This is a genomic window from Olleya sp. Ti.3.14 (assembly GCF_038154885.1).
In the GTDB taxonomy this organism is placed as follows: domain Bacteria; phylum Bacteroidota; class Bacteroidia; order Flavobacteriales; family Flavobacteriaceae; genus Olleya.
Genome location: NZ_JBAKAO010000074.1, coordinates 1 through 289, shown reverse-complemented (window position 1 = coordinate 289; position 289 = coordinate 1). Strand labels below are relative to the sequence as shown.

1 pseudogene is annotated in these 289 nt (G+C 33.2%); it reads left to right on the top strand.

What is annotated here, in order from left to right:
- Positions 1 to 289, top strand: a pseudogene (locus V6251_RS15335) (hypothetical protein); the annotation flags it as partial.

Sequence of the window (289 nt, the reverse complement as noted above, 5' to 3'; positions counted from 1 at the left end):
TAAAACTAAAGTATCTGAGTATAAATACGGACAAGCTAAGCAGTTAACGACAACAGATAATAAGTTTTACAATCGTGATGCTTATGAGTTGTTACAGTCCATTGAAGCTATTAATCCTAACTACAAAAATGTTAGAGTATTATTAAGTGAGGCACATTTAAATGGGACAGATTTTGTTTTAGTTACTGTACAAAACCAGACACGTCAGATACTACCACAACGTTTGGAAGCCGATTTATTAAATTTTGATACTTATGGCCTTACTCAGTTTTGGACAGCATATCATGCT